Annotated in this window: 20 protein-coding genes and 4 pseudogenes; 13 read left to right on the forward strand and 11 right to left on the reverse strand. The window is 70.0% G+C overall.

What is annotated here, in order from left to right; translation table 11 throughout:
• Positions 1-13 precede the first annotated feature (13 nt).
• Entirely contained in the window at positions 14-634 is a 621-nt protein-coding gene (locus tag ACI2L1_RS32350) for a DedA family protein (RefSeq protein WP_404742966.1), read from the reverse strand.
• Positions 631-1,404, reverse strand: a complete 774-nt coding sequence (locus ACI2L1_RS32355; protein WP_404742967.1) for an MBL fold metallo-hydrolase — start codon at positions 1,402-1,404, stop codon at positions 631-633. The genes ACI2L1_RS32350 and ACI2L1_RS32355 overlap by 4 nt, the downstream gene beginning before the upstream one ends.
• Before the next feature lie 83 nt (positions 1,405-1,487).
• Here ACI2L1_RS32355 and ACI2L1_RS32360 point away from each other — a divergent pair, with 83 nt between their 5' ends.
• From ACI2L1_RS32360 to dnaK, 6 genes are all read left to right on the forward strand, one after another.
• Positions 1,488-1,889, forward strand: a complete 402-nt coding sequence (locus ACI2L1_RS32360) for a hypothetical protein (protein ID WP_404742968.1) — start codon at positions 1,488-1,490, stop codon at positions 1,887-1,889.
• A gap of 151 nt (positions 1,890-2,040) precedes the next feature.
• On the forward strand, positions 2,041-4,038 hold the full coding sequence (locus ACI2L1_RS32365; protein WP_404743000.1) for a phage holin family protein: 1,998 nt from the start codon (positions 2,041-2,043) through the stop codon (positions 4,036-4,038).
• A gap of 118 nt (positions 4,039-4,156) precedes the next feature.
• Positions 4,157-4,585, forward strand: a complete 429-nt coding sequence (locus tag ACI2L1_RS32370; protein ID WP_404742969.1) for an OsmC family protein — start codon at positions 4,157-4,159, stop codon at positions 4,583-4,585.
• Between the two features lie 94 nt (positions 4,586-4,679).
• Complete coding sequence (locus ACI2L1_RS32375; RefSeq protein ID WP_404742970.1) at positions 4,680-6,020, forward strand: hypothetical protein; 1,341 nt, start codon at positions 4,680-4,682, stop codon at positions 6,018-6,020.
• A gap of 7 nt (positions 6,021-6,027) precedes the next feature.
• The gene (locus tag ACI2L1_RS32380) at positions 6,028-6,786 is read left to right on the forward strand and encodes a glycerophosphodiester phosphodiesterase family protein (RefSeq protein WP_404742971.1); all 759 of its coding nucleotides are present in this window, start codon (positions 6,028-6,030) and stop codon (positions 6,784-6,786) included.
• Positions 6,787-6,847: 61 nt separating this feature from the next.
• Entirely contained in the window at positions 6,848-8,713 is a 1,866-nt protein-coding gene (gene dnaK, locus ACI2L1_RS32385) for a molecular chaperone DnaK (RefSeq protein ID WP_404742972.1), read from the forward strand.
• A gap of 50 nt (positions 8,714-8,763) precedes the next feature.
• Here the strand turns inward: dnaK and ACI2L1_RS32390 are convergent.
• The 6 genes and pseudogenes from ACI2L1_RS32390 to ACI2L1_RS32415 all read right to left on the reverse strand — a co-directional run.
• A pseudogene (locus ACI2L1_RS32390) lies at positions 8,764-8,982 on the reverse strand (respiratory nitrate reductase subunit gamma); the annotation flags it as partial.
• A gap of 1 nt (position 8,983) precedes the next feature.
• On the reverse strand, positions 8,984-9,469 hold the full coding sequence (gene narJ / locus ACI2L1_RS32395; protein WP_404743001.1) for a nitrate reductase molybdenum cofactor assembly chaperone: 486 nt from the start codon (positions 9,467-9,469) through the stop codon (positions 8,984-8,986).
• 6 nt (positions 9,470-9,475) lie between these two features.
• Positions 9,476-9,838, reverse strand: a pseudogene (gene narY, locus ACI2L1_RS32400) (nitrate reductase subunit beta); the annotation flags it as partial.
• Positions 9,839-9,840: 2 nt separating this feature from the next.
• A pseudogene (locus tag ACI2L1_RS32405) lies at positions 9,841-10,407 on the reverse strand (nitrate reductase subunit alpha); the annotation flags it as partial.
• 81 nt (positions 10,408-10,488) lie between these two features.
• A complete protein-coding gene (locus tag ACI2L1_RS32410) occupies positions 10,489-11,283 on the reverse strand; it encodes an SAM-dependent methyltransferase (protein WP_404742973.1) in 795 nt (264 codons plus the stop codon).
• A gap of 36 nt (positions 11,284-11,319) precedes the next feature.
• Positions 11,320-12,183, reverse strand: coding sequence for a helix-turn-helix domain-containing protein (locus ACI2L1_RS32415; protein ID WP_404742974.1), 864 nt, complete (start codon positions 12,181-12,183; stop codon positions 11,320-11,322).
• Between the two features lie 244 nt (positions 12,184-12,427).
• On the opposite strand from ACI2L1_RS32415, the pseudogene ACI2L1_RS32420 reads away from it, so the two are divergent.
• Positions 12,428-12,855, forward strand: a pseudogene (locus tag ACI2L1_RS32420) (hypothetical protein).
• On the opposite strand, the gene ACI2L1_RS32425 reads toward ACI2L1_RS32420, so the two are convergent.
• Positions 12,837-13,658, reverse strand: coding sequence for a helix-turn-helix domain-containing protein (locus ACI2L1_RS32425; RefSeq protein WP_404742975.1), 822 nt, complete (start codon positions 13,656-13,658; stop codon positions 12,837-12,839). The pseudogene ACI2L1_RS32420 and the gene ACI2L1_RS32425 sit on opposite strands and share 19 nt — an antisense overlap.
• A gap of 29 nt (positions 13,659-13,687) precedes the next feature.
• Here ACI2L1_RS32425 and ACI2L1_RS32430 point away from each other — a divergent pair, with 29 nt between their 5' ends.
• From ACI2L1_RS32430 to ACI2L1_RS32455, 6 genes are all read left to right on the forward strand, one after another.
• Positions 13,688-14,815, forward strand: coding sequence for an ADP-ribosylglycohydrolase family protein (locus tag ACI2L1_RS32430; protein WP_404742976.1), 1,128 nt, complete (start codon positions 13,688-13,690; stop codon positions 14,813-14,815).
• Between the two features lie 68 nt (positions 14,816-14,883).
• Complete coding sequence (locus ACI2L1_RS32435) at positions 14,884-15,189, forward strand: 4a-hydroxytetrahydrobiopterin dehydratase (protein ID WP_404742977.1); 306 nt, start codon at positions 14,884-14,886, stop codon at positions 15,187-15,189.
• Positions 15,190-15,193: 4 nt separating this feature from the next.
• Entirely contained in the window at positions 15,194-15,937 is a 744-nt protein-coding gene (locus ACI2L1_RS32440; protein ID WP_404742978.1) for a class I SAM-dependent methyltransferase, read from the forward strand.
• A gap of 127 nt (positions 15,938-16,064) precedes the next feature.
• On the forward strand, positions 16,065-17,960 hold the full coding sequence (locus ACI2L1_RS32445; protein WP_404742979.1) for a rhamnogalacturonan lyase: 1,896 nt from the start codon (positions 16,065-16,067) through the stop codon (positions 17,958-17,960).
• Positions 17,961-18,235: 275 nt separating this feature from the next.
• Complete coding sequence (locus tag ACI2L1_RS32450; RefSeq protein ID WP_404743002.1) at positions 18,236-18,784, forward strand: DUF6313 family protein; 549 nt, start codon at positions 18,236-18,238, stop codon at positions 18,782-18,784.
• A gap of 1 nt (position 18,785) precedes the next feature.
• A complete protein-coding gene (locus tag ACI2L1_RS32455) occupies positions 18,786-19,136 on the forward strand; it encodes a hypothetical protein (protein ID WP_404742980.1) in 351 nt (116 codons plus the stop codon).
• A gap of 37 nt (positions 19,137-19,173) precedes the next feature.
• On the opposite strand, the gene ACI2L1_RS32460 is transcribed toward ACI2L1_RS32455, so the two are convergent.
• Both ACI2L1_RS32460 and ACI2L1_RS32465 read right to left on the reverse strand, forming a co-directional pair.
• The gene (locus tag ACI2L1_RS32460) at positions 19,174-21,843 is read right to left on the reverse strand and encodes a cellulose binding domain-containing protein (protein ID WP_404742981.1); all 2,670 of its coding nucleotides are present in this window, start codon (positions 21,841-21,843) and stop codon (positions 19,174-19,176) included.
• A gap of 301 nt (positions 21,844-22,144) precedes the next feature.
• Positions 22,145-25,060: a glycoside hydrolase family 48 protein gene (locus tag ACI2L1_RS32465; RefSeq protein WP_404742982.1), complete on the reverse strand. Its 2,916-nt coding sequence runs from the start codon at positions 25,058-25,060 to the stop codon at positions 22,145-22,147.
• Between the last annotated feature and the right edge of the window lie 306 nt (positions 25,061-25,366).

Raw genomic sequence — 25,366 nt, forward strand, 5'->3', positions numbered from 1 at the left:
CCGCAACGACACCTCATCCGGCAGCCCGAATCCGCTTCCACACACTCGGCGCCGCGCTGATCGCCACGGTCAGCGCGACCGCCGCCACCACACCCTCCCAGGGCTCCTTGAACAACGAGCCCCCAAGAATCCCGATCAACTGGTATGTCACGGCCCACGCCAGACAGGCCGGCAGATTCCCGCGGACAAACCTCCTGAGCGGCCACTCGGCCATCAGACAGGCCAGCATCACCGGAATCCGCCCGGCCGGCACCAGCCGCGACAACACCAGCACGGCCACCCCGTGGTCCGCCAACTTCCCCTGCGCCTGCGAAAGCCGCTCCTCCGGCGCCCGGGACCGGATCGCCTCCAGCCACCGCGACCCGTTCTTCGACCTCATCCCGCGCCGCCCCAGCCAGTACAGCGCGATGTCCCCGAGGAACGCGGCGAGCGAGGCCGTCGCGAACACATACAGCAGGGCAAAGGGCAATGCCTGATGAAACGCGACGACGGCGGCCGAACTCACCAACGCCCCCGTGGGCACCACCGGCACCAACGCCCCCAGAAACACCAGCAGGAACAAGGTCGGATACCCGATCGCCTGCTGGGCGGACCCCGGCGTCACCCCCGTAGAGGCCGCTGCAAGCACCGTCACCGCGCGACCTCCAGCCGCACACTCTCCCCGTGTTCCAGCCGGTGCACATCCACCTCGGGCGCGAACGCGCCCGCCAGTCGCACGAACTCCGGGCCCGGCGCGTGGAATTCATGCGGCCGCACCGCGTCCATCCCGATCGGCCAGTACGTCCCGTAGTGCACGGGCACCGCGCTGCGCGGCGCGAGCTGCGCCAGCGCCCGGGCCGCGCGTCCCGCGTCGAGGTGCCCCTCTCCGAGATACGGCCCCCACCCGCCGACCGGCAGCAGTGCCACGTCGACCGGCCCGACCTCCTTGGCCATGTCGTCGAACAGCCCGGTGTCACCGGCGAAGTAGGTACGCGCCGAGCCCTCGACGACATAGCCGAGCGCGGGCGACCGGTGCGGCCCGACCGGCAGCCGCCGCCCGTCGTGCAGCGCGGGTACGGCACGTATGACCAGGTCACCCACGCGTGTCTCGTCCCCGGGCGCCATCTCCTGCACCCGGAGGTGGGTGAGCCGGCGCAGCCCCGGCACCTGGCGTGGTGCGCCCCGGGGCACGAGCAGGTGCGTGCCCGGACCGAGACGGGCCAGCGAGGGAACGTGTAGGTGGTCGGCGTGCAGGTGGGAGACGAGCGCGACGTCGGCACGCCAGGCGCCGGGCGGCGGTACCGCTCCGCGCCGCCGGCGCAGATGCGCTAGCCGGCGGGCGAACAGAGGGTCGGTGAGCACGCGTACGTCTGAATCCGTGACCGTGCACGTGGCGTGACCCCACCAGGTGATCTCCACCGGCACCTCTTTGCCTCCTTCGTGCGACTCCCCGAAGCCTACGGGCTGGAGTAGGGTCGGCGGCGAAACCCGGAGGTGAGGGGGACACCATGGGACCGGTCCGTGTCACGGCGATCGCGAGTCTGACGCCGCTTGAGGAACTGGACGCCGACCCCTTCCTGGTGGACTCCCGCAGTCAGCACGCGATGTGCGCGCGCTGGGCAGCGGAGCGGGGGTACACCGTGCGGCGGGAACTGCTGGTGCGGGGGCTCAGGGCTGACCACTGTGTGCTGTGGGACGGGGTGCGGGCCGGTACCGACGTCTTCGTCGCCCCCAGCCGACGGGTTCTGGAGAGCGCCCTGTCCTCGGTCGAGGAGTTCACCGCCGAGTGCGCCCGGCGCGGGGTCCGGGTCGAGACCGTGGGCTTCGCGGAGCCCCTGTACGACGCCCAGATGAAGGCCCGGGTGCACCGCAGGCTGTCGATGCCCACGGCGGGCTACGACGGACGCTGACTGTCCGACCCGTGTGACACGCTGGTCCCAGCGCCCGCAGCGACGACGGGCCGGGACGTGAGGTGGGCGGGGAGTGCTTGCAGGGCGGTGGCGGCGGGTCGCCAGTCAGGTCGGGCGGAGCGTCACGGTGTGGGCCGTCTCGACGCTCACGATGCTCGTGCTGGCCGGCATCCTGCCGGACTTCAGGCTCCAGTCCCCGACCGGTGACAGCGCGACCCGGATCGCCGTCACCGCCGCGTTCGGCGCCGGGGCCTTCGGTGTCCTGTCGGCCGTCGTATGGCCTCTCCTCGTACGGCTGTTCCTGCTCGTGCCGACCCTGGTGCTCGGGCTCCTCGTCTTCTTCCTCAACGGCGCCCTGCTGCTGCTCGCCCTGCGTCTGAACCCCGCCGAGCGCGGTGACGCCGCCCCGGAGACCGCGGTCGTGGTCGCCGCCGTGATGTCCGCCGTCGCCTCCGCCACCGGCGGTGCCCTCGCCGTGCGGGACGACGACGCCTACCGGCGCCGCCTCTACCGGCTCGCCGACCGCCGCCGCAGGGGCCGCCCGTTGGGCCCGGCCACCCCCGGCACGGTCTTCCTCCAGCTCGACGGCGTCGGCCACGACGTCCTGCTGGCCGCTGTCGGCAAGGGCCTGATGCCGACGATCGCCCGCTGGACGGGCCAGGTCGCCACCCCCGGCCGCCGGGCACGCCCCACCCACCGGCTCACCTCCTGGCGCACCGACTGGTCCAGCCAGACCGGCGCCAGCCAGCTCGGCATCCTGCACGGCAGCAACCACGACGTCCCCGCCTTCCGCTGGTACGAGAAGGACCGCGGCGAGGTGATGGTCTGCAACCGCCCGACCGGCGCCGTCGAACTCCAGCGCCGGGCCGTGGAGCAGGCGGGACACGGCGGACTGCTCGCCGTCGACGGCGCCAGCCGCGGCAACCTCTTCTCCGGCGGCGCCGAGGAGCAGGCCCTCGTCCTGTCCATCGCCACCCGCCGCCGCAGCCGCGAGACCCGCTCCCGGGCGGGCTACTTCGCCTACTTCTCCGACCCCGCCAACGCGGTCCGCACCGCCATGTCCTTCGTCGCCGAGGTCGGCCGTGAGATCGGCCAGTCGACCCGCGCCCGGGCCCGCAAGGAACGCCCGCGGGTGGGCCGCGGGGGCCTGTACCCCTTCGTCCGCGCCTTCGCGACCGTCGTCGAGCGGGACGTGGTGGTCGCCGCCGTCATGGGTGACATACTCGCGGGGCGTACGGCCGTCTACGCCGACCTCGTCGCCTACGACGAGGTCGCCCACCACTCCGGACCGACCGGCCGTGACGCCGCGAAGGTCCTGGAGCGCCTGGACCGCTCGCTCGCGCTGATCGAGAACGTCGCCGAGCACGCCCCGCGGCCGTACCGGATCGTCGTCCTCTCCGACCATGGCCAGAGCCCCGGCGAGACCTTCCGCACCCGCTACGGGCTCACCCTCGGCGACCTGGTCCGGGCGGGCTGCGGGCTGCCCGTGCCGCGCAAGGCCGAGCGCACCCACAGCGGGGCGGAGGCGCGCGCCGCCGTCCGTGCCGCGCTGCGGCGGCCGGGCAAGGAGGGGCGCGAGGAGTACCGGCCCGCGCGTGGCTCCGAGCCGATCGTGCTCGCCTCCGGGAACCTCGGGCTCGTGTCCTTCCCGGACGTGCACCACCGGATGAGCAAGGAGGAGATCGACGCGCGGCACCCCGCTCTGTTGACCACCCTCGCCAACCATCCCGGGATCGGGTTCCTCCTGGTGCGCAGTGAGGAGCACGGCGGGGTGGTGCTCGGGCCGTTCGGCACGGAGATCCCGCTCGACCAACTCGATGGGAGGCCCGGCCCGTTGGCCGACTTCGGGCCCGGTGCGGTCGAGGCGGTACGGCGTACGCACACCTTTCCGCACACCGCCGACATCATGGTCAACTCCTGGTACGACCCGGCGGAGGGGGAGGTGCTCGCCTTCGAGGAGCAGATCGGCTCGCACGGTGGTCTGGGGGGCGCGCAGGCCAAACCCTTCCTGTTGTCACCGCTCGCCCTGTCCGCTCCGCCGGAGGAACTCGCCGGGGCCGAGCGCATGCACCAGGTGTTGCGCGGGTGGCTCGACGAAGCGGGAGGCCCCCAGGTGCCGTTGGCGAGGGCGCAGAAGAAGGCCGCATAGCCCGTCTGCGCTGAAGCCGTTCACCGCACGTGGGCCGGTCGTTCGCGTGAGCTGAGCCGTAGTGTGATCGGATGGTTCCCGAACTCCCCGTCAGCGGGACCACAGGAAAGGACTGATCGTGGCTACCACGCGCTCCGCACACACCGTCTGGGAAGGCAACCTCCTTGAGGGGAGCGGTGTCGTCAACTTCGACTCCTCCGGTGCCATCGAGGCACAGCCGGTCACTTGGGCCTCGCGCTCCGAGGACGCGAACGGCAAGACCAGCCCCGAGGAGCTGATCGCCGCCGCACACTCCAGCTGCTTCTCCATGGCGCTGTCGCACGCCCTGAACGGCGCGGGCACCCCGCCCACCAAGCTCGTCACCTCGGCCGACGTCACCTTCCAGCCGGGTGAGGGCATCACGGGCATCCACCTCACCGTCGAGGGCACCGTGCCGGGCCTGGACGAGGAGGGCTTCGCCGCCGCCGCGGGCGACGCCAAGACCAACTGCCCGGTCAGCCAGGCCCTGAAGAGCGTGCCGATCACTCTGGACGCGAAGCTCGCCTGAACCCTAGGGCACCAGGTCGCGCAGGCCGCCTGTCCGGGGCGGTCTGCGCGCTGCCTGGCCCGGGTACGAAATCCAGGGTGTGGGAAGGGGCGCGATGATTCCGGCAACGTCCAGCGGCACGGCGGGACTCGACTCCGGGACCCGTCAACTCACCCGGGTCCTGGTGCTGTTCAGCCTCAGCGGCAGCCTGGACCAGCAGAGACCTTCGCTCGGCAGCCTCGTCGACCGGTTCGACTTCGGCCGCTTCGCCCTGCACCTGAAGTCCAGCGAGGCGGTGCTTCCCGTGCCGGTGCTTGTGGAGGACGTGGCGCCCGGGGAGCTACGGCTGCCCCACGGAGACCACGGACTCGCCCTGGCGTCGGCCGAGTTCGCCGTTCTCGCCACCCCGCGCGGTGACATCACCCTCGTCCTGGACTGCGAGTTCACCGGTCCGACGCCCCCCGACGCCCTTGCCGCGTGGCTCGCCGACACCTGCTTCGACCGGGACCTGATCGCGCTCGGCGCCCGGCCCCTGCTCGAGGTGCTGGGGCAGCGCCTCGCGCCCCGGGAGCCGCTCGCCTTCGGTCAGAACGTCCACCAACTCGTCTTCCCCGGCGGAGAGTTGCGTGAGGAGCTGCTCGGCGCCGACGCGGCCGGGCAGTCGGTAGTGCTGAACGAGATCGTCTACCGCGGCAGGATGGCCACGTCTCAGGCGCCCAATCTCAGGAACCACGGCACCACCCTCTCCGCGCACGGCCGCGGTGTCTCCGTCCACGCCGGCTGGGCCGAGCACGTGGAGAACGGTCTGACCCTGGTCGCCATCGGCATGGTCTCCGCGCTCGCCGTCCTCCAGCGCACGCGGCTGGCCGCGTTCGAGGCCATGCGCGCGAACCAGCAGGCCTCGGCGAGTTCGCCGTACGAGATCCGTTCGCTGATCTCGCAGCTGTCCGCGGGGGTCAACGAGCTCCAGCTGGACCTGGCCTTCGGTGTGGAGGCGTACGTCGACAGTCTGCTGATCCCGGAGATGGTCATGGAGGCCTTCCAGTCCTCCCTGCGTGACGCGCTCGGCATCCGGGATAGCCTGGACAACTCGGCCCGCATGGTGGAGCGGCTGACCTCGGTGATCAGTGCCCGCTCCGCGGCCCTGGACGCCGAACTCTCGGAGCGCGACGACCGCCGGGACCGCACGGTGTCCGTGCTGGTCGCGATCGCCACGCTGATCGCCCTGCCGCCGACGCTGCTGCTCGCGTTCTTCGGCGTCAACGCCAAGACCGTGAACTCCCACCTCTCCATCTTCGACGCGCGGTACCTCCCGGCGTACCTCCTGGCCTGGGTCCCCTTCCTCGTGCTCGCCGTGATCGGATACGTCCGGATCATCCGCACCGGCAGACGCTCCGGCCCCCTGCTGACCCCGACCGCCCCGATCCCCGCCCAGCGCCCACCGTCCGGAAGCTGACCGCCGTATGTCCCGACGACCCGCCGTCTCCGCCCACCGAGGCGGTTCCGAGCATGCCGGTGCCGCGACCTGGGAGGCGTACGAGGACGCGATCCGCTCCGGAGCCGAGTACGTCGAGTTCGACATCCGGCGTACGGCCGACGGGGTCCTCGTCGTCTACCACGATCCCCGGGTGGGGCCGGGCGGGCCGCCGCTGTCCGGGATCCCGTATGCCGAGCTCAGCGAGCGGGCCGGATATCCCGTGCCGGTCGTCGACGAGGTCATGGCCCTGATCGCGGGGCGGATGGCCGGCCACCTGGACCTCAAGGAGACCGGCTACGAGCGTGAGCTGATCGACCGGGCGGTCGCACTGCTGGGCGAGGACGGCTTCGTCGCCACCACGCTGGAGGACCGTTCCGTAGCGGCCATCGCGCGGGCCTTCCCCCGGGTTCGCACGGCGCTGTCGCTGGGACGGGACGGCAAGGAGATCGCCCGCTCCCGGCTGGCCGGCGTCCGGCTGAGCGAGCTCCTGCCGATGCGCCGGGTGCGCGCCTGCGGCGCGAGCGGGGTGGCCGTGCACCAGCGGCTGGCCCGGGCCAACGTGCTGCGCGAGGCGGTCCGGCACGACCTGTTCACCATGGTCTGGACCGTCAACGACGACACCCTGATGCGGGCCTTCCTCGGCCACCCCCGGGTGGACGTCCTGATCACCGACCGGCCGCGGCGGGCCGTCGCGCTGCGGGGAGAGCCGAGCGAGGAGCGCTCCCTGGGGTACCCGTCCCATTGACAGATCCGCACTCAAGTTTTGTGCTGGAGTGCGGGAAGCTCCCTGGCGGAAGGGGACAGTGATGGGACGTGCGGTCGGGATCGATCTGGGAACCACGAACTCGGTGGTGGCCGTGCTGGAGGGCGGTGAACCCACTGTCGTCGCCAACGCGGAGGGGGCCAGGACCACACCGTCGGTCGTGGCCTTCGCCAAGAACGGCGAGGTGCTGGTGGGCGAGGTCGCCAAACGGCAGGCCGTGACGAACGTCGAGCGCACCGCGCGCTCCGTGAAGCGGTACATGGGCGACGGGAGCTGGCGTTTCCCGGACCAGGGCGACATCGACGGCACCCGGTACCGGGCGCAGGAGCTGTCCGCGCGGGTCCTGCAGAAACTGAAGCGGGATGCGGAGTCCTACCTCGGCGAGGACGTCACCGACGCCGTGATCACCGTGCCCGCCTACTTCGACGACGCCCAGCGGCAGGCCACCAAGGAGGCCGGGGAGATCGCGGGCCTGAAGGTCCTGAGGATCATCAACGAGCCCACGGCGGCGGCGCTGGCGTACGGCCTCGACCGGGGCGAGGAACAGACGGTCCTGGTCTTCGACCTCGGCGGCGGCACCTTCGACGTGTCCCTGCTGGAGATCGGTGACGGGGTCATCGAGGTCAAGGCGACCAACGGCGACACACACCTCGGCGGCGACGACTGGGACCAGCGGGTCGTCGAGCATCTCGTGAAGAAGTTCCAGGGGCAGTACGGCATCGACCTCGGCAAGGACAAGATGGCGCTGCAGCGGCTGCGCGAGGGGGCCGAGAAGGCGAAGATCGAGCTGTCCTCGTCCTCGGAGACCACGATCAACCTGCCCTACATCACCGCCTCCGCCGAGGGCCCCCTGCATCTCGACGAGAAGCTGACCCGCGCCCAGTTCCAGGAGCTCACCGCCGATCTCCTCGACCGCTGCAAGACCCCCTTCCACCAGGCGGTCAAGGACGCCGGCATCAAGCTCGCCGCGATCGACCACGTGATCCTCGTCGGCGGCTCGACGCGGATGCCCGCGGTGACCGACCTCGTCAAGGAACTCACCGGCAAGGACCCGCACAAGGGGGTCAACCCGGACGAGGTCGTGGCGGTCGGCGCGGCGCTCCAGGCGGGCGTCATCCGCGGCGACGTGAAGGACGTGCTCCTCCTCGATGTCACCCCGCTGTCCCTGGGCATCGAGACCAAGGGCGGCATCATGACGAAGCTCATCGAACGCAACACCACGATCCCCACCCGCCGTTCGGAGATCTTCACCACCGCGACCGACAACCAGCCCTCCGTCGGCATCCAGGTGTACCAGGGCGAGCGCGAGATCGCCGCGTACAACAAGAAGCTCGGCGTCTTCGACCTCACCGGCCTGCCGCCCGCGCCGCGGGGCGTCCCGCAGATCGAGGTCGCCTTCGACATCGACGCGAACGGGATCATGCACGTCTCGGCGAAGGACCTGGCGACCGGACGCGAACAGAAGATGACGGTGACCGGCGGCTCGGCGCTCCCCAAGGACGACATCGACCGCATGATGCGCGAGGCCGAACAGTACGCCGAGGAGGACCGCAACCGCCGGGAGGCCGCAGAGACCCGCAACCAGGCCGAGCAACTCGTCTACCAGACCGAGAAGTTCGTCCGCGAGAACGGCGACAAGGTCCCCGCCGACACGAAGACGGAGGTCGAGTCGGCGGTCGCGGACCTGAAACGTCTCCTGGAGGAGAACGCCGACACCAGCGCCCTCCGTGACGGCGTGGAGAAGCTGGCCTCCGTCAGCCAGAAGATGGGCCAGGCGATGTACGCCCAGGCCCAGGCCCAGCAGCAGCCCCCGACCGAGGACGGGTCCGCCGCACCCCAGGAGGAAGAAGGCGTGGTCGACGCGGAGATCGTGGACGACGAGCGGGACCAGAAGGGCGGAGCCGCCTGAGACCCGTCAGACCTCCGTCTTCTCCCACCCCCGCCGCTCCGGCCGCGACCCCAACTGCCTGGGGTCGCGGCTGCGGTACACGACGCCGTTCCGCCGCACAGCGAGAAGAGGTGGAAGGCGTTGGAGGCCACGTTCAGGAGTCGCGACTCGTAGATCTGGGAGGAGCGGGTCGTCCAGCCGTACTTGTCGTAGCGGTGGCGCCGGAGCAGGCCGGCGACGAGCAGGGCGAGCGTGAGATACGGCAGGACGGCCCAGAGAAGTGTGGTCATGTCATGAGCGCATCCCGTTCGGCAGTGCGGCGCACACGGCGTCCAGGACGGAGGCGTACGGCGTGCCGAAGTCGGTGAGCCGGGAGCGGAGTTGCTCCAGGCCGTCGCGGTGCTCGGTGAGCAGACCGGTGTCGCCGGTGCGGGCCGTGAACTCCAGTACCGCCGGCAGGAAGTCGGGCAACTCCTCGCCGGTGAACTCCAGTCCGGCCGCCCGGTAGAGGTCCTTGAAGCGGACCAGCGACATCCCGCGGCGCCGGGTGTCCCCGTCCTGCCACCAGCTCAGATACAGACTGTGCCGGTTCTTGAAGTCGAAGACCTGGACGTAGTGCGCCTCCAGTACCTGCGCGGGCGTCACCGCCGCGTGGTCGACGAACTCCCGCAGTTGCGGGGCCGCTTCGCGCAGCAGGGGCAGCCGCGCGCGGAAGTCAGCGTCGGGATACGTCAGGCAGAGCGCCGCCGCCTGGTACAGCACCGCATCCGAGGGCATCTGGGCCTCCTCAGCGTCGTCGGTGGTCTGCCGTCGGCGCAGCGCGTGGAAGTTCTCCACCGACACCAGCGGCAGCTGTCTGCGTCCCTGCCCCGAGTCCTGGCCGAACGGCCCGTCGCCGCCCATGCCGGGTCCGTCCGCGTAGTCGAGGCTGCATCCGTCCGGCAGCGCCGACTCCTCAAGCCGTCGCGCGTCCCCGACCGCCGCCGTCGGAATCACGTACCGGTCCTCGTACTTGGCGATCGCCAGCAGCCGGTACATCTCCTCGATCTCGTCGGGCTTCATGCCGACCGCCCTGGCGACCGCGGCGTCCGGCTCCTCACCGAAGTTGATCGCCCGCATATGGGCGCGCATCGCGGCCAGCTTTTCTCCTTGATGGTGTGGACGTGGGCGGCGGTGACGGTCTCGACCGCCTCGTCCCAGGTCGCCCGGACCAGTCCGCCCTTGCCGCGGGCCCGCTGGTAGCGGCTCCGGCGCTCGGGGTCGGCCTGGAGGTCCGCCCAGGCCAGGGCCGGGCCGCCGGTACGCGCGATGGCCTCGCGGTACAGGTCGAGGAGGACACCGCGGACGTACGTGGAGCGGACCCGGGTGGGGGAGTAGGTGTACCAGGAGAAGGCGGCGCCGCGGGGGCATCCGCGGGGCTCGTACTCGGGGCGGTCGGGGCCCACCGACGGAAAGTCCGTCTGCTGGGTCTCCCAGGTGATGATGCCGTCCTTGACGTACACCTTCCAGCGGTACGAACCCGTGCAGTTCACGCCGTGCCTGGAGTTCACGACCTTGTCGTGGCTCCAGCGGTCCCGGTAGCAGGCGTCCGCCTCCCGGCCGCCGGTCAGCCCGATGCTGTGCAGGTCGGGGGCCGCCTTGCCGGGACGGAAGAACCGCCCCGCCCGCAGCAGCGCCGCGCCGGGCTCCCTCGGCGGTATGCCGGTGTCGGTCACATGCGCTCCCTTGCTTGCCCGCGGCTCCTTCGAACCTAGGGCCGGGCAGAAGAGCGCACCCGTCGGCGGCGCCCGTACGGGTCAGACCTTGCGTGCGACCCCCGCGTACACCGGCACGATGCCCTCCGCCTGGACCGCCACGTCCACCGGCTCCGGACGCCAGCCGGACACCGGGATCACGCCGGGGCCAAGGAGCTCCAGACCGTCGAAGAAGCGGGAGAACTCGGCGAGCGAGCGGGGGTGGAAGGGCGTGCCGCTGCGGCGGAACTGCTCGGCGGCCTTCTCGATGGCGACGGGGTTCAGATCGGGCGTGACCTGCGAGAGGATCAGAAAGCTGCCCGGGGTGAGCTCGCCGACGTACCGTTCGACCAGGCCGTACGCGTCGTCGTCCAGGTAGTGGGTGAGCGCCACCAGGGACAGCGCCACGGGCTGTGAGAAGTCCAGGGTCTCGGCGGCCGGCCGCAGGATGGTGTCCGGCTCGCGGACGTCGGCCTGCACATAGTTCGTGGACCCCTCGGGGGCGCTGTGCAGCAGGGCCTGCGCGTGCCGGAGCACGATCGGGTCGTTGTCCGCGTACACCACCTTCGACTCCGGGGCCACGCCCTGGGCGACCTGGTGCAGATTGGGCTCGGTGGGGATACCGGTGCCGATGTCCAGGAACTGGCGGATCCCGGCCTCGGCGGCCGTCCGCACCGCCCGCTGCATGAAACGGCGGTTGGCGCGCGCCCCGCGCACCACCGTGCCGTCCACGGCGAGGATCCGGCGGGCCAGTGCCTCGTCCACCGGGTAGTTGTCCTTGCCGCCCAGCCACCAGTCGTACACCCGCGCCGGGTGCGGGCGGCTCGTGTCGATTCCGGGCGCGTCGGATCCGGTCATGCGGTGTCTTCTCCCCTGTGATGTCGTGCTGCCCGCTCAGAAGTCCTCACGGCACTCCCGCAGCAGCTTCTTGGTCCGTTCCGCCGACGCGGCCCGCGCCGACATATGGTCCAGGACCTCCAGGTGCGTGGCGACCTCCTGGCGGGAGTCGAGGTACAGCGCACCGGTCAGGTACTCGGTGAAGACCATGTCGGGCAGCTCCGGCTCGGCGAAGCGGAACAGCGAGAAGGGCGCGTACGTCCCCGGGTGCGGCCCCTCCTCGAACTCGCACACCTGGAGTGTGACCCGGTCGCGCTCCGCGAACTCCAGGAGTTTGTCGAGCTGTTCACGCATCACCTCGGCGCGGATGCTCACCGGGCGGCGCAGCACCGTCTCGTCCATGATCGCCCACAAGTGGGGCGGGTTGGGGCGTTCCAGCAGCCGCTGCCGTTCGATCCGCAGTGACACGTGCCGCTCCAGCGCGTCGGGGCCGGCCTGTCGGATCGTCCCGGCCTCCATGACGGCACGCGCGTAGCCCTCCGTCTGCAGCAGTCCGGGCACGAAGTGCGGTTCGTAGGAACGGATGATCCGGGCCGCTCCCTCCAGGCTCACGTACAGGCTGAACCACTCCGGCAGCACGTCGTGGAACCGCTGCCACCAGCCCGGCTTGTTCGCCTCCTCGGCCAGCTGCACGAAGGCCTCGGACTGTTCCTCCGGAACACCGTAGGTCTCCAGGAGTACCTGGACATAAGGGATCTTCAGGGCGACCTCGGCCATTTCCATCCGCCGCACGGTCGCGGGGGCCACCCGCAGCACCTGCGCGGCCTCCTCGCGCTTGAGGCCGGCCGCCTCCCGCAGTTCCTGAAGCCGTCTGCCGAGCACCACCTGACCCACGGTCGGCGCAGGCCGCCGCTCACTCACGCCACGCCTCCCCTACGCGTCGAAGTTCGCGTGCAGTGTGTCATGTTCCCGTGTCAGTCTCACCGGTCACGAGCGCTTCCTTCATTACCTCCCGCGTAATCGACGGGTGCGCGAGCGCGCGGGAGGGTGGTGGCCAAGGGTTCCGGGCCGGCGCACTCCGGCCCGGGATCCGCCGCACCGCTGCCTCGTTCCGACCCCTTGCTGCCGACCCCTTGCTTTCGAACTCGACGGAGGGTTACTCGTCATGTCCGCGACCCAGCTCGCCGCGCTCGCCCGCACCACCGACCCGCACACCGTGCTGCGTCGCTTCCTCGCTCTGGACGCGATGGTGACCGGCGCGAACGGTCTCGTGTATCTCGTCCTGTACGGGCCGGTCGCCCGGTTCCTCGGCGTCGGCTCCGGGTTGCTGCTCGGACTCGGGGCCCTTCTCGTGGCGTACGGCGCCGTCGTGGGCCTGCTCGCCTTGCGCGGCCGCCCGCCCGCGCTCGCCGTGCGCGCTGTCGTCGAGGCGAAAATCTCCTGTGGGCCGCTCTGAGCTGTGCCGCCCTCGGACTGTGGCTGTCGCCGAGCACGGCCGGTGCGGTGTGGACCGTGCTCCAGGCGGTCACCGTCGCCGGGTTCGCGCTGCTCCAGTACGCCGCGCTGAAGCTCCGTCAGAGCATCAGTGTCTGAAGGTACTTGACCGTCGCCGGGTCGGCCGGGAGGAACGTCTCGATGGCCAGTTCGGCCACGGTCACGTCCATGGGGGTGTTGAAGGTCGAGGTGGACGAGATGAACGACAGCGTCCTGCCCTCGTGCTCGATCCGCATCGGCAGCGCGAAGTACGGTGCGGGTTCGCTCTGTTGGGAGTCGTCGCCCTCGGGCTCAGGCACCGGATAGGCCGCCACCTCCTCGTACAGCTCACGCAGTTGCTCGGAGCGGCGCAGGGCGATCTGGCGGCGCATCTGGTCCAGCAGATGTCCGCGCCACTCCCGCAGGTTGAGGATGCGCGGGGCGAGACCCTGCGGGTGCAGGGTGAGCCGCATGGTGTTCAGCGGGGGCCGGAGCAGGGACTCCGGGATACCGCCGAGGAGCATCGTGATGCCCCGGTTGGCGGCCACGACATGGTACGAGGCGTCGAACACCAGCGCGGGATAGGGCTCGTAGCCCTGGATCAGCCGCTCGATCCCCTCGCGCACGGCGTCCAGCGCCGGGTCGTCCAGGGGGGTCTCCGGGAAGCGCGGGGCGTAACCCGCCGCCAGCAGCAGCGCGTTGCGCTCCCGCACCGGCACCTCCAGATGCTCGGCCAGCCGCAGCACCATCTCCTCGCTCGGCCGTGAGCGTCCCGTCTCGACGAAGCTGATGTGCCGGGCGCTGGAGTCCGCCCGTAGCGCCAACTCCAGCTGGCTGACCCGTCGTTGCTCCCGCCAGGCCCGCAGGAGCGGACCGACACCCTGGTCGGAAGGGGTGGTCGTACCGGAGTGGACAATGGTCATACGTACGACCGTAGCCGAGGAGTGGACGCATGGACGGGCCGTGGATGAAGGACGGGGCGGCGCTGTACCGCGCCAGGGTGCGGGGCAGCCTGCTGGGCGGGGCGATCGGCGACGCGCTCGGCCTTCCGGTCGAGTTCGCGGACATCGAGCGGATCCGCCACATCCACGGACCCCACGGGGTGACCGACCTGGTGCCGGGCCCGCACGGCGCGGTGGGCCGGATCAGCGACGACACCCAGATGACCCTGTTCACCGCCGAGGCCCTGATCGAGGCGTACGCCTTCGAAAGGAAGGGCGACCGCTCCGACCGCAGAAGGGCGGGGGACATCTCCGACCGCTGGCCCGAGATGATGCTCCACGCCTACGAGCGCTGGCTGCGGACCCAGTCCCTGGCCGGCCCGGGGACCGCACCCCCGTCGACCGGCCCCGCGGACGGCCTGGTCACCGAGGACTGGCTGTACGCCCGCCGGGCACCGGGCAACGCCTGTCTGTCCGGCGTCGCCCAGGGCCACGCGCCCGACCGGTGGCGCCCCCTCGACGGCAAGCCCGGCGAGGTCAACCCCGACTCCAAGGGCTGCGGCGCGGTGATGCGTTCGGCACCCTTCGGTCTCATCGCCGAGTACGACCACGTCGCCTTCCAGATGGCCGCCCGCGCCGCCCAGATCACCCACGGCCACCCCACCGGCTACTACGCGGCGGGCGCCTTCGCCGCGATCATCGCCAACCTGGTCGCCGGGGACTCCATGGAGGGCGCGGTGCTGCGCGCCATGCGCCTGCTGTCCCGCTACCCCGGCCACGAGGAGACCACCGCCGCCCTGGAGCAGGCCGTCACCGAAGCGGGGGACCGCTCGGTCGCACCGCCTGAGCGGGTCCAGCGGCTCGGCGCGGGCTGGGTCGCCGAGGAGGCGCTGGCCATCGCCGTCTTCTGCGCGCTGTATCCGGGCCGCGTCGAGACCAAGCTGCTGATGTCCGTCAACCACTCCGGTGACAGCGACTCCACCGGCGCCATCTGCGGCAATCTCCTCGGCGCCCGGTACGGCGACCACACCCTGCCGCACGAGTGGGTCCAGCGGGTCGAGGGCCGCGCCAGGACCGCCGTACTCGCCGACGACCTCGCGGCCGTGCGGGTGCGCGGGTGGCTCCTCGGGCCCGCGTGAGCGAAGCCGTCGCGGGACGGCTGTGGCAGCCTGGACACATACCCCGACATCCAGGAAGGAGCGAGGTCATGCCCGTCGAACCCCTGTCGCAGAAGGAGATCGAGGACCGGCTCGCGGAACTGCCCGGCTGGTCCGCCGCCGACGGCCGCCTCACCCGCGCGTACCGGCTCGGCACGCACTTCGCCGCGACCGCGATGGTCGTGCACATCGCCCAGGTCCAGGAGGAGCTCGACCACCACTCCGACCTCACCCTCGGCTACAACACGGTCTCGCTGTCCGTGCACACGCACAGCGCGGGCGGCGCCGTCACGGAGAAGGACTTCGAGCTCGCGCAGCGGGTGGAGGCGCTCGCCCCCGGTCACGGGGCCCAGTGAGGCCGTGCTCGACTACGACAAGGAGGCCGACGCCTACGACGCCACCCGCGGCGGTGAGCCCAGGGCCGCCGCGGCCGCCGACGCCGTACTCGGCCTGATCCCGTCCGACACCCGCCGGCTCCTCGACGTGGCCTGTGGCACCGGCATCGTCACCCGCAGGCTCGCCGCCGCACGGCCCGCGACCCGGGTGACGGGCGCCGACCTGACGTACGGCATGGCCCGTATGGCCGCCGTACGGCTGCCGGGCGCGATCGTCCTCGCCGATGGCCGCGCGCTGCCGTTCCCCGACGGGGCCTTCGACGCCGTCACCAGCGTGTGGCTGCTGCACCTCTTTGACCGCCCCGAGGACGCCCGCGCGGTGGTCGCCGAGTGCGCCCGGGTCCTGAGCCCCGGCGGGGTGTACGTCACCACCGTCGACAAGGCCGCCGCCCACGACGTCGGCAGCGACATCGACGCCGTCCTCGCCCCGCGCCCGCGCCGCCCGGCCCCGGACGCGGCGCCGCTCGTGACGTCGTACGCCGCCGTGCACCTGCTGCACCCGGTCGGCCAGGCCCGCTTCCCCGGCCGCGGTCAGGGCCGCAGCCCCCGGCGTACGGCCGCCGATCTGCGGCGCGGCTGGTTCACCCGGCTGCCGCCCGGCGATCCGCTCACCGAACGGTTCGCCGCCCGCCTTGAGACACTCCCGGACCAGGAACTCCCGCGCGCCGACCCGGTGTTCAGCCTCCGTGCGTTCCGGAAGGCCGACTGAAGTTGCTGCGCGCACGCATGGCCCGAACGATCGCCGAACTGGCCGAAAGATACGGCAACTCGCCTTCCCTGTGCGGCGACTGAGTGTGCGGAACCCGTCCGTCCTCACTGCTTCGGAGGTTCACCCCGTGCAGCACCCGCACCCGCACCCGCACTCGCACTCGCATCTGCATCGCAGACGCCGAGCCCTGCTCTCGGCGACGACCGCCGCCGTGGCTCTCGTGGCCGCCGGCCTGACCGCGCTGTCGCCCGGCACCGCCGAGGCCGCCACCGCCCGCCAGGTCGAGAAGCTCGACCGGGGCGTCGTCAGCGTCCACACCGACGCCGGCAACCTGGTCAGCTGGCGCTGGCTCGGCACCGACCCGAACGACGTCTCCTTCAACGTCTACCGCGCCGGTACGAAGGTCAACTCGACCCCGATCACCGGCTCCACGAACTACTTCCACTCCGGCGCGCCCTCCCAGGCCGACTACACGGTCCGCGCGATCGTCGGCGGTGTGGAGCAGGCCGACTCGGTCCACGCTGTCCAACTCCGCACCGGATACAAGGACGTTCCCATCAGCCCGCCCGCCGGCGGAACGACCCCGGACGGGGTGGCGTACACCTACGAGGCGAACGACGCCTCCGTCGCCGACCTCGACGGCGACGGGGCACTGGACTTCGTCCTCAAGTGGCAGCCGACCAACGCCAAGGACAACTCCCAGTCCGGCTACACCGGCAACACGATCCTCGACGGCGTCAAGCTCGACGGCACCCGCCTCTGGCGCATCGACCTGGGCCGCAACATCCGCTCCGGCGCGCACTACACGCAGTTCCAGGCGTACGACTACGACGGCGACGGCAAGGCCGAGGTCGCCATGAAGACGGCGGACGGCACGGTCGACGGGACCGGCGCGGTGATCGGCAGTTCCTCGGCCGACTACCGCAACTCCAGCGGCTATGTCCTGTCCGGCCCCGAGTACCTGACCATGTTCAACGGCCAGACCGGCAAGGCGATGCAGACCGTCGACTACGTCCCGGCGCGCGGCACGGTGTCGTCGTGGGGCGACTCCTACGGCAACCGGGTGGACCGCTTCCTCGCGGGAACGGCGTACCTGGACGGCGCCCGCCCGTCGCTCATCATGGCGCGCGGCTACTACACCCGTACGGTGATCGCGGCCTGGGACTGGCGGGGCGGAACCTTCACCCGCCGCTGGACCTTCGACACCAACTCCTCGACCAACACCGGCAAGGGCTACGACGGTCAGGGCTCGCACAGTCTGTCCGTCGGGGACGTGGACGGTGACGGCAAGGACGAGATCGTGTACGGCGCCATGGCGGTCGACGACAACGGCAACGGGCTGTGGACCACGAAGACGGGCCACGGCGACGCCCAGCACCTGGGCGACCTGGACCCGTCCCACGCGGGCCTGGAGTACTTCAAGGTCTCGGAGTCGACTTCCCAGCCCGCCGAGCTCTACATCAACCCGGCCAACGGCACGGTCAACTGGAGCCTGGCCGCGTGCTGCGACAACGGCCGCGGAGTCGCCGGTGACATCTGGGCCGGCAACGACGGCGCGGAGGTATGGTCGGCCTCCGACTCCGCCGTCCGCGACGAGGCGGGCGCCACGAAGGGCCGCGAGCCGTCCTCCGTCAACTTCCTTTCCTGGTGGGACGGCGACACGATCCGCGAACTGCTCGACGGCACCCACATCGACAAGTACGGCACCTCGTCGGACACCCGCCTGCTGACCGGCGCGTCGGTCCACTCCAACAACAGCACGAAGGCGACACCGTCCCTCTCCGGCGACGTCCTGGGCGACTGGCGAGAGGAGGTCGTCTGGCCGACCTCGGACAACACGGCCCTGCGGATCTACTCGACGCCGTACGAGACGACGACGAAGATCACGACCCTCCTCCACGACACGATGTACCGCACAGGCCTGGCCTGGCAGAACACCGCTTACAACCAGCCCCCGCACCCGAGCTTCTTCATCGGCAACGGGATGGCCACGGCACCCAGGCCGGTGGTGTACACACCGTGAGCACAACCGTGGGTGCGTGCCTCGACAGGTGCGCGCCCACGGGAATCGGTGGCCGACTCGGCACCATGTGATGCACAATCAGCCTCCGAATGGTCACTTGGGGGACACAGGCGGCCATGCATACGAACTGCGCATAAGTACGGGGGAGTTCATTGCTCACTGGCCCTATCCCGATTCCGCCTGACCTGAAACTGGCACCGGTGAAATTCGGAACCCGACGGCGGTTGCGACGGGTCTGGCGCTCTCGCAAGGCCCTGAAAGGCGTCACCCAGTGGATGATCGACTGGGGTGTCCCCATGCTAGCCGGAGCGATCGCGCTCTATGTCTACGCCGCCAACTCCACCTCGCCCAGCGAGGTGTACCACGCGTTCACTCTCATGGACCCGCCCAGCACCGACATCCTCTGGGCACCGTCCCTCCTCGGCTGGTTGCTTGTCCCCGCCATCATCGGCGGGTTCGCCGGACATGTGATCGCGACCCGGATCGGCAGCACAAAGTCGATCTCCACCGAGACGCTGTTTCGCCAAAGGCGGTGGGGGCAGCGGCTGAAACCCCCGGGACTCATCGACGACCTGCGCGGATACTTCCACGGCCCGATCGCCCAGCAGGACTTCGTGGACGCCTGGGTACGAGTCGCTCACCGCAATGACTGGGACCGCGCCCAGGATCATTGGGAAGTCTTCGTCCGGGACATGGTCTCGACCCAGCAGTACGCTGATCTGGACCGTCATGAGTGCCTCAGACAGGCCCAGGGCTCCAGTCGCCTCGCCCTGCTGATGACGGCACAGGTGGGGCTGTGCCTCGTGTGCGAAAGGCGGCGGTGACATGCGCTCCGAAGACGCGATCGAGATCGTCCGGACCTCCCTGGCCCTGGCCTTCCCGGGAGCGTCAGCCGACGGGCTGACCAGGGCCGCCGAGCACGTGGTTCGATGGGGTGCGGAGGGTGCCGCTGAGGAACTCACTCCAGAGCTGTCGCAACGCATGCTGGAAGACCTCATGCAGCTGAGCGGTTTCAACTTCGCCGACTTCCAGCCGGCTGATCTCCGGCGAATCGAGATGGTGCGGCCGGCCGACTACCGCACGTGGTCGAGGCCGGATCAGGCCCAGGACCGGTTCCCCTTCCTGCGCAGGCCGCCGAACCCCGACGACGAGAACGCACGGCGGCGACGGGACTGATCGGGTGCCGTCGGTCGACGGCACCCGAGGGCCTGCGTCACACCACCGTGCAGCTCTGGTCGCCCGCCTTGAACGCCGTCGGTTTGCCGTTCGTGCCCGACCAGTTGCCCGTGAAGCCGAAGCTCACGGACGAGCCGGAGGCCACATTGGCGTTCCAGCCGACGTTCTTGGCCGTGACCGTCGAACCCGACAGGGTGGACTCCGCGTTCCAGATCTGAGAGATCGTCTGGCCGTTGGGGAAGGTCCAGATGAGGGACCAGCCGGACCAGGCCGTGGTGCCCGTGTTGGTGAGCTGGACGTCCGCCTGGAAGCCACCCGACCACTGGTTGGTGATCTTGTAGGTAACCGTGCACGCACCCGTCGGGGTTGGCTCCGTCGGGTCGGTGCCGCCCCCGCCGTCACCTCCGCCGCTCGTGTCGGAGGTGTCGCCGTAGATCACGCCCCGGCCGTTGGTAGAGACGTACACCCGCCCGTACACGCGAGGGTCACCGGTGATGGCCGCTCCGGTCCAACCCCACTGGTGGGCATCGTCGTTGACACGGGTCCAGGTCGCGCCCTTGTCGGTCGAGCGGAAGATGCCCCGGACACCGCCGATCTTCGCGCTGGTGAACAGGGTCTGGTACGACGCCCCCGTCGCCGCCTTCCCGAAGCCGATCGCGTCGGCCTGCTCGACGTTGGACAGCTTGGTCCAGCTCGCGCCGGAGTCGGTGGAATGCCACAGGCCGTACGCCCCGTCGGTCGCCCCGCCGGCCAGCCACACATCGCCCTTCGCACCCGGCAGTGCCTTGAAGCGCACACTGTCACCGCTCGGGAGGCCGGTCGCAGCGGACGCTGTGAAGGTCGCTCCGCCGTCCGTGCTCACGTAGAACTTCCCCGACTTGAAGCCGTAGAAGGTCCTCGGGTCCACCCGGTCGGATTCTACGGTCGCGCCCGCCGGGATCCCGCTCGACGCCGACCAGGACGAGCCGAAGCCCGTCGTGTACTGCACACCCGCGCCGGCCGGACTCCACACGAACCGGCTGCCGTCCGACGCCGCGGCCACCGTCCCGCCGCCGCTCACGCCCGAAGGGTCGGTCCCCGCGAACCAGTTGGCCCCGTTGTCCGTCGAGAACGCGATGTGCGGACCCGAGTCCAGATTGCCCACCCGCACCACCGTGTTCGGGTTCGTCTCGGCGAAGTCGAGGCTGGTGGTCGTGGTGAAGTTCGGCGAAGTGAACATCATCGACGGGACTTTGGTGAGGTCGGTGTGCCGGAACCCGCCGATGTCACCGAGCGCGCTGAGCAATGGGGCACCCGAGGGCGGCGAGGCGAGGTCGTTGACCGCCGTCTCCTCCAGGCCCTGCACCATCGGCTTGATGGTGAACTGGCTGCCGGAGTCCCAGTTGGTGAGGTTCTCGGTGCCGTAGACCGTCGCCCCCGTCCCGTACATCATCCGGTTCGAGTTGAACGGGTCGATCTCCATCGACTCCGTCATCCACCCGAGCTTCGGCGTCTGCTCCGGCGGCGACAGGTTCGCGTCCCACGTCAGCCAGGGAGACGACGACACGTCCATCGTGTAGCGGTTCGCGCGGTTGGGGTACGACGTGTAGTCCCAAGCCCGCGTCCAGGTCGCCCCGCTGTCCGTGGAGCGGAAGATCTGGGTGTCCGGCCACCAGGAGCTGTACGCGGTCGCCATGACCGTGCCGGGCTTCTGCCGGTCCACCGTCAGACCGCTGAACCCGTAGTAGGTGTCGGCCTCCGCGACCGGGCTGATGTTCGTCCAGGTGCCGGTCGCCGTCGCGTACCGCCACAACTGGCCCTTGCCGCCGTCGTACGGTCCGCTCTTGTCGCTGTACGAGAGATACAGAGAGCCGTTCACCGCGTCCAGGACACCCTTGTGCGCCAGGTACCCCGTCGGCTGCCCCGCGAGCCGGCTCCAGGTCGCGCCGCCGTCCGTCGATCGGTACACCGAGTTCTGGAGATCGGCGACCCCGACGTAGATCGCCCGGGTGGCGGTCCCGGCCGTCCCCGTCGACTCGTCGAAGGTGACCCAGACGATGCCCTGGTTGTCACTGGCGTAGCCGCTGGTGTCGCTCGGATCCTGCTGGTAGTTGCCGACGTTGGGGAAGTTCGTCACCTGCGACCAGCTGACGCCCGAGTCGGTCGACCGCCACAGCCCCTTGCCGCTGGGCGCGCCCAGATACAGCACGCTGTTCTTGTTCGGGTCGACGGCCAGCCGTTCACCCATGCCCCGCCCCGGCATGTTGCCGCCGAGCTTGAAGGGCAGGTCGGTCTTCTGCCAGCCGGCGCCCCGGTCCGACGAGCGCAGGATCGCGCCGTTCTTCGGGTCCCAGCTGTTGGTGTACGTCCCGACGGCCGCGTACACCTTGTTCGGATCAACCGAGTCGGACGCCAGGCTCACCACACCGGTGTGCCCCCAGTCGTCCCACCCGACCGAGTCCAGCAGCGGCGTCCAGGTCTTCGACGACTCCTGCCAGCGATAGGCCCCGCCGATGTCCGTACGGGCGTAGGCCAGGTTCTTCTCCTTGCGGTTGAACACGATCCCGGGGACGAAGCCGCCCCCGTCGATCCGGGCGTTCTTCCAGGTGTACGTGTCGGCGGCGAGCGAGACCTTCGCGGTGCTGTCGGCCGCCAGTGCCGGCGGGGTACCGGCGAGCAGCCCGGCCGCGAGCGTGAGCACGGCCGTGAGGATGCGGGTTCTTCGCACGGCGGAGTCCTTTCCGGAAGGGGAGGGGAGCATGTGGGGGTAAGCGCTTTCCATGCGGTGCGAGAGTTGCCGGGCGACCCCCAGTGCGGGTGGGGGCCGCCCGGCCGGTCGGCCCCGCCGTCCGGAGACGGGGCCTCGTGCGCGGAGCCTTTTCAGGCGGTTCCGAGGAAACGCCGTGCACTGGCGCACCCCTCAGGGGCGCGGGGCTGCGTTCATTTGCGGCTGCCGCGCGGGCGCGACCAGCCACAACGGACCCGCAGTCGAACACGGCGCAACCCGCGGAGCGCCCGGCGGGGGCTGGTTATTCGAGAAGCTCCGCGTACGAACCCATGGCCAGGGCGATGTCCGCCTGAGCCCAGAACCGGTGATACGTGAACGACGGCACCGCACCGCCCGCGAGATACGCCTCGATCTTCGACCAGGCCGGGTCGTCCTCATAGAACGACCGGATCGAATCGAAGGTCGACGACGAGTTGATCGCGTCCCCGTTCGGCATGCTCCCGGTCCAACCGCTCGGCACGTACACCGAGTCGTCGAACCGGTTGTAGTCCGCCCGGTTCTCCGGGACGGCGATGCCCAGGGCGTCCTGGTAGTTGTCCCACATGCCGTCCAGCAGCGCCTTGGCCGTGGACGCGGCCTGGGTGTCACCACTGCGGTCCGCGTAGTACGTCAGGGTCTTGGCGTACGCGGCCGTCACGCCGACGTCATTCGTGTAGTCGGCGACCGTGACGTGAAGCCCGCTGTTGGCACCGGGACTTGACGCGTTCCAGGTGTCGGGCTGGCCCGACCACTGAAGCGTCGACGGGATCTGGTACGTGCCGTCCGGGTTGATGGTCGTCTTGGACAGCGCCCAGTCCACCCACTTGTCGAGGACCGCCTTGGCCTGCGCGTTCCCCGTCTGCTGGTAGTACTCGGCCACCCGCTCCATCGACCACGCCTGGAAGCCGAACCACTGGTTGGACGGCGGGTCGTGGTAGACGGGCTGCTGGTCGTAGTACATGCCGTAGAAGGTCGACGTACCGGCCGGGGGAGTCGCGTAACGGCCCGCCCAGCTGTTCGTCGCACCGCCCGCGATGGCACCCTCGTTGGACTGCAGCCAGCGGTAGAACTCCAGCTGCCGGGTCAGCGAGGTGTTCCAGTCCGCCGCGCCCGTCGCCGACTTGGGCTTCAGATCGGCGTAGGAGCTCAGCGCGTACGCGGCCATCGGGTTCTGGTAGCCGCCGTGCATGTGGCTGGAGCCGATGCGCCAGGCCCAGCCCGCCGAGGTGTCGGTGGCGCCGCCCCACGCGTAGTACCAGGACAGCAGGTACGACGAGGCGTCCTTGCCGGTACCGGCCGCACAGGTGGACGGCCCGACACAGTTGCCGATCTTCTTGAAGTACTTGTCGTACATGGCGTAGCGCAGATAGTCGCCCATCTTCGCAGCCTTGCCGACGGTCGCGGAGACATCGGATCCCTTGCCCTGCTCCTTGGCCCAGGTGTCGGCCCAGTAGGCGGCCTGCACGGCACGTGCGTCGGCGTCCGGGGCGTTGGTGAACTTCCACTGCTTGGCGTAGGAGGCGTCACCGGTGAAGAGGTCCAGGTACCCGTTCGTGCCGCCGTACTTGAACTGGTCACACGTCGGCTGCGGCACCGTCTCCCACACCGACTCCTGCGCACCGCGCTGGAAGGTGTTGATGTACGACGGTCCCGTGTCCGTCGGTCCCGCCTCACACTTGCCGGGCGAGTTGCCGTAGCCGTAGACGTTGTCGACGTCCTGTAGCCAGTGCATACCGTAGACGTCGTCCGTGCCGTATGCGGTCTTCAGTTCACCGGCGATCGGATCCGAACCCACCGACACTCCGGGGTCCAGCTTCGCCGGATACTCGTTCGGCGTGTCCAGCTCGGGCGCGTAGGTCGCCGGCTTCGACGCGTTGTAGAAGGAGTTGGTCGGCTGGTCGGCGTGCGTGGGGATCATGTACTTCTCCATGATGTCCCAGGCGCCGTTGAACTTGGACCAGTCGCCCGTCACCTTGCCGTACATGGCCTGGAGCCACAGGAGGTAGCTGTACGCCTCCGACGTGGTCTCGTGGCCCTGGTCCGGCGCCTCGACGATCAGCGTCTCGACCGAGTGGTAGGGGATGCCCTCGGGGGAGAAGTAGCCGTTCGCCGGGTTGGTGATCTTGCCGTACAACTCCAGGAACCTGGCGTCGTATTCACCCGCCGCCGCGATCTGGGTGACCGTCACCGAAGCCTTCGCATGACCCGTCGCCGTCGACTCGAAGGTCGCCGCGCCCGTGCCGGAGGCGTTGCCGGTGATGGTCACCGTCTGCGCGGTGTTCCAGTTCGACGGGGTGAAGGTGAGCGAGGCCCCGCCGGTGACCGTCAGCCCCGAGTTGCCGCTCGCGCGGGCGGTCGTGACGGTCACGTTGGCCGAGGGCTGTGTCGACAGCTTCACGGTGTAGGTGCCCGTCTTGCCCTGCTGGACGGCGAGTTGGGTGGCCGACGCGACGACCGCGGGCCCCGATACGACCGTGATGCCGACCGGCGTGGACTCACCGGAGGCGCCCAGGCTGTCGTACGCCTTCGCGAGCAGGGAATGACTGCCCACGGTCAAACTTGAGACCGAGAGCGAGTACGGCGCTGTCGTGTCGGTGCCGAGCAGCGTGGTGTTGTCGTAGAACTCCATCTTGCTGATGGTGGCGTTGTCCGCGGCGGCGGCCGTCGCGGCGAGCGGGACCGCGGTGCCCTGGGTGTAGACCGCCCCGGCGGCCGGGCTGGTCAGTACGGTGATCGGCGGTTGGTGTGCGCCGACACAACTGGTGCCGTTGATCGCGAAGTTCGTCGGGGCCGCGTTGCTGCCGCTGTAGGTGAACTGCGCGCCGGTGGTGACGGCGGCGCCCGCGGCGATGTTCGCGTTGTACGTGGCGTTGGTGACGGTGACCGCCTGTCCGGACTGCGACCAGGTGCCGTTCCAGCCGTTGCTCAGCTTCTGGTTGCCGGCGTAGCCGTACGTCAGCGTCCAGCCGTTGATGGCGTCCGTGCCGCGGTTGGTGATCGTCAGATCCGCGGTGAAACCGGAGCCCCAGTCATTGGTCTTGTAGTCGACACTGCACTGAACTGCCGCTGCTTGTGCGGGAGTTGAACCAGCGCTCAGCATCGCGAAGGGCAGTGCCAGGGCCGCCACGACAGCGGTCCACATTCGCCGGACAGCCCGGCGTCTCCTCGTGGGGGGCATTGCTGGTTCCTCCTTGTGCGGCTCGGAGAAGTCAAGGCTTGAACCAGTGGGAGCGCTCCCATAGTGGGGACGAGGGTTCGAAGGGTCAAGGTGCTTGAAGAGTCGAAAAGATTCGACGGATGTGGTTGAGGAAAAGTCAAGTGACCCCTCTGTTCTTTGCCGTCACTTGGCGCTAGCTTCGTTGACACCAGTGGGAGCGATTCCATCAGTCGACGCGTCCGTAACGACGCGCTGATCTGCAAGGAGTCGCTCATGCGACACCCCCCGCGTTCAGTACCTTTACTCAGGTTCGCCTCGCGTCGAACG

Source organism: Streptomyces sp. NPDC019531, assembly GCF_044903305.1.
Lineage (GTDB): Bacteria > Actinomycetota > Actinomycetes > Streptomycetales > Streptomycetaceae > Streptomyces.

Excerpts from the sequence above, each read along its gene's own strand:
- ACI2L1_RS32360 (WP_404742968.1), top strand. The coding sequence starts at position 1,488 with ATGGGACCGGTCCGTGTCACGGCGATCGCGAGTCTGACGCCGCTTGAG.
- ACI2L1_RS32365 (WP_404743000.1), top strand. The coding sequence starts at position 2,041 with ATGCTCGTGCTGGCCGGCATCCTGCCGGACTTCAGGCTCCAGTCCCCG.
- ACI2L1_RS32375 (WP_404742970.1), top strand. The coding sequence starts at position 4,680 with ATGATTCCGGCAACGTCCAGCGGCACGGCGGGACTCGACTCCGGGACC.
- ACI2L1_RS32380 (WP_404742971.1), top strand. The coding sequence starts at position 6,028 with ATGTCCCGACGACCCGCCGTCTCCGCCCACCGAGGCGGTTCCGAGCAT.
- dnaK (WP_404742972.1), top strand. The coding sequence starts at position 6,848 with ATGGGACGTGCGGTCGGGATCGATCTGGGAACCACGAACTCGGTGGTG.
- narJ (WP_404743001.1), bottom strand. The coding sequence starts at position 9,469 with ATGCCCTCGGATGCGGTGCTGTACCAGGCGGCGGCGCTCTGCCTGACG.
- ACI2L1_RS32410 (WP_404742973.1), bottom strand. The coding sequence starts at position 11,283 with ATGACCGGATCCGACGCGCCCGGAATCGACACGAGCCGCCCGCACCCG.
- ACI2L1_RS32425 (WP_404742975.1), bottom strand. The coding sequence starts at position 13,658 with ATGACCATTGTCCACTCCGGTACGACCACCCCTTCCGACCAGGGTGTC.
- ACI2L1_RS32430 (WP_404742976.1), top strand. The coding sequence starts at position 13,688 with ATGGACGGGCCGTGGATGAAGGACGGGGCGGCGCTGTACCGCGCCAGG.
- ACI2L1_RS32435 (WP_404742977.1), top strand. The coding sequence starts at position 14,884 with ATGCCCGTCGAACCCCTGTCGCAGAAGGAGATCGAGGACCGGCTCGCG.
- ACI2L1_RS32450 (WP_404743002.1), top strand. The coding sequence starts at position 18,236 with ATGATCGACTGGGGTGTCCCCATGCTAGCCGGAGCGATCGCGCTCTAT.
- ACI2L1_RS32455 (WP_404742980.1), top strand. The coding sequence starts at position 18,786 with ATGCGCTCCGAAGACGCGATCGAGATCGTCCGGACCTCCCTGGCCCTG.
- ACI2L1_RS32465 (WP_404742982.1), bottom strand. The coding sequence starts at position 25,060 with ATGCCCCCCACGAGGAGACGCCGGGCTGTCCGGCGAATGTGGACCGCT.